At 55.1% G+C, this 8736-nt stretch carries 11 protein-coding genes; 10 read left to right on the forward strand and 1 reads right to left on the reverse strand.

The features are described 5' to 3' along the window. The coding region (locus PPL9_RS34560) for a transglycosylase domain-containing protein (RefSeq protein ID WP_244273499.1) at positions 1–1393 on the reverse strand (1393 nt) is incomplete at its 3' end. 127 nt (positions 1394–1520) lie between these two features. On the opposite strand from PPL9_RS34560, the gene PPL9_RS28455 reads away from it, so the two are divergent. From PPL9_RS28455 to PPL9_RS28500, 10 genes are all read left to right on the forward strand, one after another. Continuing rightward, positions 1521–2000 (forward strand): YcgN family cysteine cluster protein, encoded by a 480-nt coding sequence (locus tag PPL9_RS28455; protein ID WP_057465880.1) that lies wholly within the window; start codon positions 1521–1523, stop codon positions 1998–2000. A 453-nt stretch (positions 2001–2453) separates the two neighbouring features. Beyond that, the gene (locus PPL9_RS28460; protein ID WP_057465881.1) at positions 2454–2966 is read left to right on the forward strand and encodes a hypothetical protein; all 513 of its coding nucleotides are present in this window, start codon (positions 2454–2456) and stop codon (positions 2964–2966) included. After that, positions 2944–4230: a terminase family protein gene (locus PPL9_RS28465; protein ID WP_057465882.1), complete on the forward strand. Its 1287-nt coding sequence runs from the start codon at positions 2944–2946 to the stop codon at positions 4228–4230. Before PPL9_RS28460 ends, PPL9_RS28465 begins: the two co-directional genes overlap by 23 nt. 218 nt (positions 4231–4448) lie before the next feature. Further along, a complete protein-coding gene (locus tag PPL9_RS28470; RefSeq protein WP_057465883.1) occupies positions 4449–5627 on the forward strand; it encodes a phage portal protein in 1179 nt (392 codons plus the stop codon). Then, positions 5620–5808: a hypothetical protein gene (locus tag PPL9_RS28475; RefSeq protein ID WP_057465884.1), complete on the forward strand. Its 189-nt coding sequence runs from the start codon at positions 5620–5622 to the stop codon at positions 5806–5808. The genes PPL9_RS28470 and PPL9_RS28475 overlap by 8 nt, the downstream gene beginning before the upstream one ends. A gap of 50 nt (positions 5809–5858) precedes the next feature. Continuing rightward, positions 5859–6038: a hypothetical protein gene (locus PPL9_RS28480; protein ID WP_057465885.1), complete on the forward strand. Its 180-nt coding sequence runs from the start codon at positions 5859–5861 to the stop codon at positions 6036–6038. A gap of 25 nt (positions 6039–6063) precedes the next feature. Then, the gene (locus PPL9_RS28485; RefSeq protein ID WP_057465886.1) at positions 6064–6489 is read left to right on the forward strand and encodes an HK97 family phage prohead protease; all 426 of its coding nucleotides are present in this window, start codon (positions 6064–6066) and stop codon (positions 6487–6489) included. An 82-nt stretch (positions 6490–6571) separates the two neighbouring features. Then, positions 6572–7903 (forward strand): phage major capsid protein, encoded by a 1332-nt coding sequence (locus PPL9_RS28490; RefSeq protein ID WP_082597164.1) that lies wholly within the window; start codon positions 6572–6574, stop codon positions 7901–7903. Positions 7904–7935: 32 nt separating this feature from the next. Continuing rightward, on the forward strand, positions 7936–8508 hold the full coding sequence (locus tag PPL9_RS28495) for a head-tail connector protein (protein ID WP_082597158.1): 573 nt from the start codon (positions 7936–7938) through the stop codon (positions 8506–8508). Continuing rightward, on the forward strand, positions 8505–8736 hold a 232-nt coding region (locus PPL9_RS28500), incomplete at its 3' end, for a head-tail adaptor protein (RefSeq protein WP_152986856.1). The genes PPL9_RS28495 and PPL9_RS28500, both read left to right, overlap by 4 nt.

Genomic DNA, 8736 nt, shown 5'->3' on the forward strand with positions numbered 1-8736 from the left:
GTGGACTCCAGCCGCCAATACTGATTGGACGATCGGGGACAACACTCTCGCTCTCATATCCATTCAGGAAGGCTGTCATGTACACAAACGGTTTGAACGAGGAACCTGGTTGGCGAAGCGCGTCAGTGGCTCTGTTGAATTGGCTTTCATCATAATCGCGTCCACCAACCATGGAGCGCACGGCGCCCTCGGTGGTGATAACTGTCATGGCCGCTTCTTCAACGCCGTAACGGTCACCGTATTGGCGTAAGGTGCTCTCGATTTGGTTGGTAGCTTCCTGTTGCATGCCCGGATCAAGCGTGGTGCGAACAGAAATAACCCTGTCATTACTGAGCTCTGGGTACTGTTCGGCAAGGTCTTTCACCTGTTCAAACGCCCAGTCGAGAAAATGATCCGGTGCCCGGCTCTTGGTCCGGTCAATCGCTTCTGCCGGGTTGCGCCGGGCGCCGATAACTTGTCCTTCGGTCATGAAGCCCGCTTGTACGATATTCGTCAGCACCTCGTTGGCACGAGCACGGGCAGAAGGCAGGTTTTTATGCGGCGCATATTTGGAAGGGGCCTTGTAAAGCCCTGCTAACATTGCAGCTTCTGCCAGCGAAATTTCGCGCACGTCTTTACCGAAGTAAAATTCAGAAGCGGCGGCAACACCAAATGTCCCCGCGCCCATATAGGCGCGATCGAGGTACAATTTGAGGATTTCTTGCTTCGTCAGGTTCATCTCAAGCCATAAAGCGAGATAAGCCTCTTTGATTTTGCGTTGTAATGTGCGTTCGTTTGAAAGGAACAGGTTTTTTGCCAGCTGCTGTGTAATCGAGGAGCCACCCTGCACAACAGAGCGGGCTTTCACGTTGGCAACCATGGCGCGGAAGGTGCCAACAAAGTCGATTCCCAAGTGATCAAAAAACCGTCTGTCCTCGGTAGCAAGGGTGGCCTGGATCACGTGATCGGGAATTTCATCCAGTGGAATTTTGTCGTTCAGCAAAATGCCGCGTTTGCCGATCGGGTTTCCGAACCGATCAAAAAAGCTCACGGAAAAGTCGGAGGTGGTTTTCCAGTCAGAGCGTTCTGTTGCTTTAAAGGCCGGCTGCGCAAAGGTCAGCACGATCAGAAAGCCGAACGCGCAATAGGTCAGCCCTTCGGAAGCAAGCCCTGCAATAAACTTGGAGGGGCCGCGCAGGGAGAACCGGCGCATGAAGGCCGAGTACTCACGAAAGAACACCCCCAAAAACTGTGAGGTGTGCCAAAGCGCAGAATCCAGCCATGCATCGGTTGCAAGCATCCGCTGAGATAGATCCTGAAGGGTAAAAGATCGCTCCTTGCCCTTTTTTTTCACATTTTCAGCAGAATTTTCCGTGACATTCTGCTTTTCGCTGTTATCAGAGTTCTCTTCCAAACTGATTACCCGTAGTACCGGTCACACCCCTGAATGCGCAAAGGGGGACAATGAACCAAACCGAAGAACTAGCTAAGCGACATCCTCGCGATATTCCCATCGGAATTTTGCAATGAGAACGACATAAATGGTATCCGTAAACTCTGAGAGTCACCGCCCTTTCTGGCAGACCAAAACCCTAGATGAGATGACCCATGAAGAATGGGAGTCACTCTGTGATGGATGTGGACGCTGCTGCCTGAACAAACTTGAAGATTGGGACACAGGCGCAATCTACTGGACAAACGTCGCGTGCACTCTGCTGGATGGAACCACATGTAGGTGCAAAAACTATGAACAGCGCTTCGACACAGTGCCCGATTGCGTACAGCTTTCGCCGGAAACTGTAAGAACTTTGAAATGGTTACCGCCAACATGTGCGTATCGTCTAATCCGTGAGGGCAGGGATCTGTACTGGTGGCATCCGCTTGTTTCCAAAGATCCGCAAAGCGTGCATGACGCCGGAATCTCAGTCCAAGACAAAACCATCAGCGAAGATGGAATGGAGCCAGAAGAGTTCGAAAACTATCTCGTCGACTGGCCGGATGAGGAATACACCAAAGACTGATCCTGCAAAATATGTTTATTTTCAATTACTTCTCCACAGGTGAGAAGCGGGTATAAGTCAAAATTCAAAGCAATTGTAAAGCCAGCGCAGTGCCTCAGGGCCTGCGCTTTTTTGAATGTCGCATCAAAGCCTTACAGCTTTCTTTATTTAAAGTTGAACGAGTTTCAATCCTAACGTGAAACGGGGATAAGTGTCCATGCCTCTTTGGACGGCTTGTCTTAGGAATATAATCTTGACAGCGCACCGCTGTTTTGATAGGGTTTTGGCATGCTAGAGAAAGTGTGACGGTGCCTGCAGAGGCAATCTTGCCCTTTCTATCTGCACTACATTTTAGAGAATTGACCAGCTGCTCCTTGTTTCAACGGGCGGCTTTTTTTGTGCCTACAGCGTATCGCCGAAAAGTGGGCACCGGTTTTCGGCGATACGCAATCAATTTTAGAGAGAGGAGGAACGATGGCGGAGGAGCAAGAGCCCCAACAGGAGGATGAGCAGGCAGCACGACTGCGTGTGCCATTAGAGGTCTGGCAGGTCGTCCGCCGCATGGTGGAAGAAGAGGCCATCTCAATTGCTGATATCGCTCGCAAAACAGGCCTGCCAAGCAGCACCATCACCACCAAGATTAAACGGGAGGGATGGCTGCGCAAGTGGGAGCTGGCGCAGGAACTTGCAAGCTCTCAGCCAGAAGAACGCAGGCGTCTGATCGCCCGTCTTTATGCTGCCTTTGAAAAGCAGGTCAGCGCACTGGAAGCCAAACTGAAAAAGCTAAGCGGCGACCGGCAATCAGCAGCGGGAGAGATGGATGCCACAGCAAAAGCCATCACCAGCCTCGCCAAGACGCTGGATATGTTGATCGACCTGCAGCAAGCACACGGTGAGGACAACACAGAAGAGGTGAGTGATGACCAGATGCGACAACAGCTTTCGCAGCGCATTGAAAGCTTGTGTGGCGCAGGGCAAACTTCATGACTTTGTCGCCTCCTTGAATGCACATGAACTGAGTTATATTCAATATAACTGGCAAGTGTTCGCACACGCCCATCAACGCCCGCCTGAGGGCAGTTGGACCACATGGCTGCTTATGGGCGGACGCGGTGCAGGCAAAACCAGAGCAGGGGCAGAATGGGTCAGGGGCAAGGTTGCAGGGGAGGCATGGGCTGGTCCGGCGGCTGGCAATATTGCACTCGTCGGCCAAACCTACGCAGATGTGCGGGAGGTGATGATCGAGGGCATTTCCGGTCTGCTCACCGTCCACCCGGCAGGTCACAAGCCGCAGTGGAACCCATCACGGCGCCGTTTGGAGTGGGCGAACGGAGCGGTCGCTCGGGCCTTTTCATCAGAAGACCCTGAGGCTCTGCGGGGTCCTCAATTTGACGCTGCCTGGTGTGATGAAGCAGGCAAGTGGAGCAACGCAACAGAAACCTTCGACATGCTCCAGTTCGGTCTGCGTCTTGGGGTGCAACCACAGCAGTTGGTGACCACAACACCCAAGTCCACGCCGCTGTTAAAGCTGCTGCTGCAAGACAAAGGCACCGTGGTGACAAAGGCTGGAACGAAAGCAAATGCCGCCTTTCTGGCAGAGGTGTTCCTGCTGCAAATGGCAGAGCGGTATGGTGGCACGCGATTGGGTCGGCAGGAGCTGGATGGCGAACTGATTGAAGACCGGGAAGACGCTTTGTTCGCCCGCAAATGGTTCGAGACGGGCCGGGTGCGGGATGCCCCCGAACTGAAGCGTATTGTTGTTGCCGTGGACCCGCCAGCCACATCGGGCCGGACAGCAGATTCCTGTGGCATCGTCGCAGCAGGTATCACAGAGGCAGGTGACCTGCATGTCTTGCGAGACAGAACCGCCCAGGGCCTGCGCCCCGCTGCATGGGCTGAGCAAGCCATCAAACTCTATCATGAGCTGGAGGCGGATTGTTTATTGGCGGAGGTCAATCAGGGTGGCGAGATGGTGCGTGAGGTCATTGAAAGTGTCGATGCCAGCGTGCCGGTAAAGTCCGTCCACGCAACCAAAAGCAAACGCCGCAGAGCAGAGCCAGTCGCCCTGCTGTACGAGCAAGGGCGCGTTCATCATTGCGATGTCTTTCCTGAGTTGGAAGATGAACTCTCCGACTTTGGAGTTGGTGGCCTGAGCAACGGAAGATCACCAGATCGGCTGGATGCACTGGTCTGGGCCATAACAGAACTCAACCGCCGCCCGGCAGGCAAACCACGCCTGCGCAAACTGTAAAAACACCATTAATTTGAAGGGTTAGCCCGCAAACTTGAATCTGTTTGTGAGGATTAGCCCTCCGTGTATCGCCGAAGAGTGGGAACCGGTTTTCGGATAAGGATATGCGAGAAAATGAGTTAAAGCTGTTTATCAAGGCAGACCAAAAGCAAACAGCTTTTGTGCACTCAAATACATGAATCAAAACATTAAGTTAGAGCGAAAAGGACTCTGATCTCATGGGGTTACGCAGACTTCTTGATTCAGTTTTTTCACCAGTAACTGAGCAAAAGGCATCGCGGGCAAAATCAGTCGCCTTCATGCGGTTTGGTGAAGGGGCCATCTGGACCCCGCGCAACTATGAGTCACTTATAAACCAGGGGTATTTACGAAATGCTATCGCCTACAGATGCGTGCGTCTCATCTCGGAGGCCGCCGCAAACGTGTCCCTCACTGTGAAGGTTGGCGATGAGGAGCTGGAAGCCCATCCTCTGATGGAACTTCTGAACCAGCCCACCCCCATGCAAACACGGCGCTCGTTTCTGGAGGAGGTCTACGGCTTCCTGCTGGTCTCCGGCAATGCCTATGTAGAGGCCGTTTCGCTGGAAGGCGCACCGCGTGAGCTCCACGCTCTCAGGCCCGACCGCATGAAGGTACTGGTGGATGAGGTAGGCTGGGTGGAGGCCTACGAGTATCAGGTGGCAGGTAGAAAAGTAGAGCTGCGCAAAGCGCCCGGTGACAAGGTCCAACCCGTTCTGCACATCAAGCTCTTCAACCCGCTCAACGACCACTACGGCTTTGCGCCCATCGAGGCCGCGCAAATTGCCCTCGACATTCATAACGCCGCCGGAGAGTGGAACAAATCTCTGCTCGATAATGCCGCCTGTCCAACCGGTGCGCTGGTCTATGGGGCAGGCGATGCCATGAACATGACGGACGACCAGTTCCATCGCCTTAAGGAGGAGCTGGAAAGCTCCTATCAGGGTGCGAAAAATGCTGGCCGCCCCATGCTGCTGGAAGGCGGGCTCGACTGGAAACAGATGGGCATGTCGCCCAAGGATATGGACTTCATTGAGCTGAAGAATGTCGCCGCCCGCGAAATTGCACTGGCCTTCGGCGTGCCGCCCATGCTGCTTGGTATTCCAGGAGACAACACCTACGCCAACTATCAGGAAGCCAACCGCGCCTTCTGGCGCCTGACGGTTGTGCCGCTCGCCGCGCGGGTTCTCTCCGAGCTCTCCAATTGGCTCTCTGCAGCCTATGACGAACAGGTCACGCTGGAGCTGGATCTCGATGCAGTCGAAGCGCTGGCGCTGGAACGCAAAGCGCTGTGGGATCGCATCACCGCAGCGGACTTCCTCTCCCGCGATGAAAAACGCATCGCCGTTGGATATGGGGCGGAGGGCAAAGATGAATGAGTTACTGGCAGCGCTCGCTGCAAAAGGAGATCTTGCCCATGTGGCGCTGAGTGCCTGGGCAGGCACGTCCACATCACTGCTCCTATGGGCATTAAAGCAAGTCATCCGGTTCAATCGCAGGTTCGAGGAGTTCATGAGTGAACTGGAAAAACTCAACCAGCTGCTCCGCATGGATCCATGAAAATCGCAACTCTGACTATTGAGATTATTTGAAAGGTTGAAGGTGAAGCCTTGACTCAAAATCACAAAACACAAGCCGTGCCGGTTGAGCAAAAACAACAGCCAACTCAGCGCGGCAATGAAGCCCCCGCACAGACCTTCGCCAACTTCACCAAGGCACTCGCCGGAGCATTGGTGGAACGACGCGCGGCAAAGTCGGAGGGAGCAAACTCCGGCAGAAAAAACAATTGAAAGCTCGCTAAGGGAGGCAATCAATTTGAACACGGATCACCCCATCGCAATTGAAGGTTACGCCAGCAGGTTTGAACTGAGCGATCAGGGCGGCGACGTGATGCGCAAAGGTGCGTTTCAAAACACGCTGCAAAAGCAAAAACTCACGGATGTAAAAATGCTCTGGCAGCACGATCCATCCCACCCCATCGGCAAGTGGCTGCACATTCAGGAGGACAGCATCGGTCTCTTTGTTAAGGGCTTGCTCTATCCGGGCATCACGCAGGGCCGGCAAGCCATCGCCATGGTGCAAACGGGTATTCTGGACGGACTGTCCATCGGCTTCAAGACCCGCCGCGCCCAGCGCAACAGCAAAACCGGCAGGCGGGATGTACTGGCGGTAGATCTCTGGGAGATCTCGCTGGTCACGTTCCCGTTGCTGCCATCAGCACGGCTGACCGTGGTCTCCTGAAGCTCCTGATTATTTGAAAGTACGATCTGTGGTTCCAATCGGCGCCGCAGTTTTTTATATGCTTTACGAGGAAAATAATCCTATGAAAAACACATGCAATCCTGCATTGGAAACCAAAGACTTCGCAAGGGAAGCTGCAGGAAAATCAGCTCATCCCGCACTTTCTGGCCCGGCAACAGGGCAGTTTGTTTCCGGAATGGAGGCCTCTGGCAGCTTTAACCAGCTGAACCACGCTTATTCTGAGTACACCCAGACCAACGACATGCGTCTGGCTGAGCTGGAGCAAAAATCCGGATCGGATGTGCTTTTGGACGAAAAACTCGCCCGTCTGGACGAGATTATAGACGGTCAGCTGCGCCACCTGAATGAGCTTCAACTCAAATCCCAGCGCTTGCCGCGCTCTACGCCAGAAACCACCGGTGGCCCATCAGCTGAGGTAGAGCACAAATCCGCGTTTGAGACCTACATGCGTGACGGGCAGGAGACCCGCCTTAAAACGCTGGAGCAAAAGGCCATGTCCTCCGGCACTGCAGGCGATGGTGGGTATCTGGTGCCGGAGCAATTGGAAACGGACATCCTGCGCCGCATCACGGCCCTGTCCCCCATCCGCTCCATTGCGTCCAACCGCAAGATCTCCGGCGCGTCTTACCGCCGTCCTGTTGTGACGGTGAACCCGGATGCGGACTGGGAAGGCGAAACCGACGCCCGCAGCACCCCCACAAACGCAATGAAATTTGAGATGCGGGAGGTGAAGATCTTCGAGCTTTCTGCTCTGCCAGCCGTCACCCAAACCCTGCTGGATGACGCAGCGGTCAACATCGGTGAAATTCTGGCAGAAGAGGTGGAAACCGTCTTTGCAGAAAAAGAATCCGCCGCCTTCCTCAATGGCAACGGCACCAGTCAGCCGCAAGGGCTGCTCAAAGGCACAATTCACGGCACGCTGAATGATACAGGCCTCTCCATCGGGTCCATCAAGACAGGACAGGCAGGGGCGTTTCCCTCTTCCAACGGAAGCGATCTGCTGATCTCGCTGATATACGGGGTCAAAACCGCCATCCGCCGCAACGCCCGCTTCCTCTTCAATCGCAGAACGCAAGCTGCCATCCGCAAGCTGAAGGACGGGCAGGGCAACTACATCTGGCAACCACCCGCAGCTGCAGGCGCAGACCCAAGCCTCATGGGCTTCCCGGTCACTGAAGCTGAACACATGCCAGACATGACTGCTGGCTCTGATCCATACGCCATCGCGTTTGGTGACTTCCACCGTGGCTACATGGTGGTGGACCGTGTTGGCATCTCTGTTCTGCGTGACCCGTACACCAGCAAACCAAACGTGCTGTTTTACATCACCAAGCGCGTCGGCGGCGGCATCATGGATTTCGATGCCTACAAACTGCTGAACTTCAGCGCCTAATCATCTTCATCAACAATCGAGGAGGAGCCGCCGTGACGGCTATACTCACAGTGCCACCGGCTCTGGAGCCGGTTTCGCTCGCCCAGGCGCATGCGCAGCTCAGGGTCTCCCACACCCACGAGGATGATCTGATCGAGCGTCTGATCAAAGCTGCGCGGGAACAGGTGGAGACCCTCACACGGCGGGCTCTCATAGAACAGGAATGGCGACTTCTTCTGGATGATCTTTCACCAGACCGCCTGATCCGCCTGCCTGTCGCACCGGTCGTACAAGTCCTGCAGGTCTACACCTATGACAGGGAAGGCAACCAGCATCTGGTGCCGGCGTCGAACTATCAGGTGGATTTGGCCGGAAATCCCGCCCGTCTGCGCTTCAAGGCAGGTGCGGTTGGGCCATTGCGAGACCTCAACGGCATCGAGGTTGACTTCAAAGCTGGCTATGGCTCAGCAGCAACCTCGGTTCCAGCTGGCCTGCAAACCGCGATCCTGATGCTGGTCGGCTTCTGGTACGAGCGCCGCACCATGCTGGAAGAAGACCGCCTCACGGGCCTCATGCCCCACGGCTTCGAGGCTGCACTCTCGCCTTACAAGGTGCTCAGGATATGAGAGCAGCAGGCACACTCAATGAGCCCCTGCTGTTACTCAGTCCAGAGATCACCAATGGCACGGATGGCTCTGTCACAAGGAGTTACCAGCAAATCGCCATGGTCTGGGGGCTGGTAGAGGCATCCACTGGCTCACAGAGTACAGTGGCAGGCCGCATTGCCAGAACCTATCCGCTCACACTGACCCTCCGCCGCCGCACAGATGTGGCGGAGGGCTGGCGGGTGGAGC

Origin of the sequence: Pseudovibrio sp. POLY-S9 (assembly GCF_001431305.1) — a bacterium.
In the GTDB taxonomy this organism is placed as follows: Bacteria; Pseudomonadota; Alphaproteobacteria; order Rhizobiales; family Stappiaceae; genus Pseudovibrio.

Coding starts and splice junctions, on each gene's coding strand:
- PPL9_RS28475 (WP_057465884.1), top strand. CDS start 5,620: ATGAATGAGTTACTGGCAGCGCTCGCTGCAAAAGGAGATCTTGCCCAT.
- PPL9_RS28470 (WP_057465883.1), top strand. CDS start 4,449: ATGGGGTTACGCAGACTTCTTGATTCAGTTTTTTCACCAGTAACTGAG.
- PPL9_RS28455 (WP_057465880.1), top strand. CDS start 1,521: ATGGTATCCGTAAACTCTGAGAGTCACCGCCCTTTCTGGCAGACCAAA.
- PPL9_RS28490 (WP_082597164.1), top strand. CDS start 6,572: ATGAAAAACACATGCAATCCTGCATTGGAAACCAAAGACTTCGCAAGG.
- PPL9_RS28460 (WP_057465881.1), top strand. CDS start 2,454: ATGGCGGAGGAGCAAGAGCCCCAACAGGAGGATGAGCAGGCAGCACGA.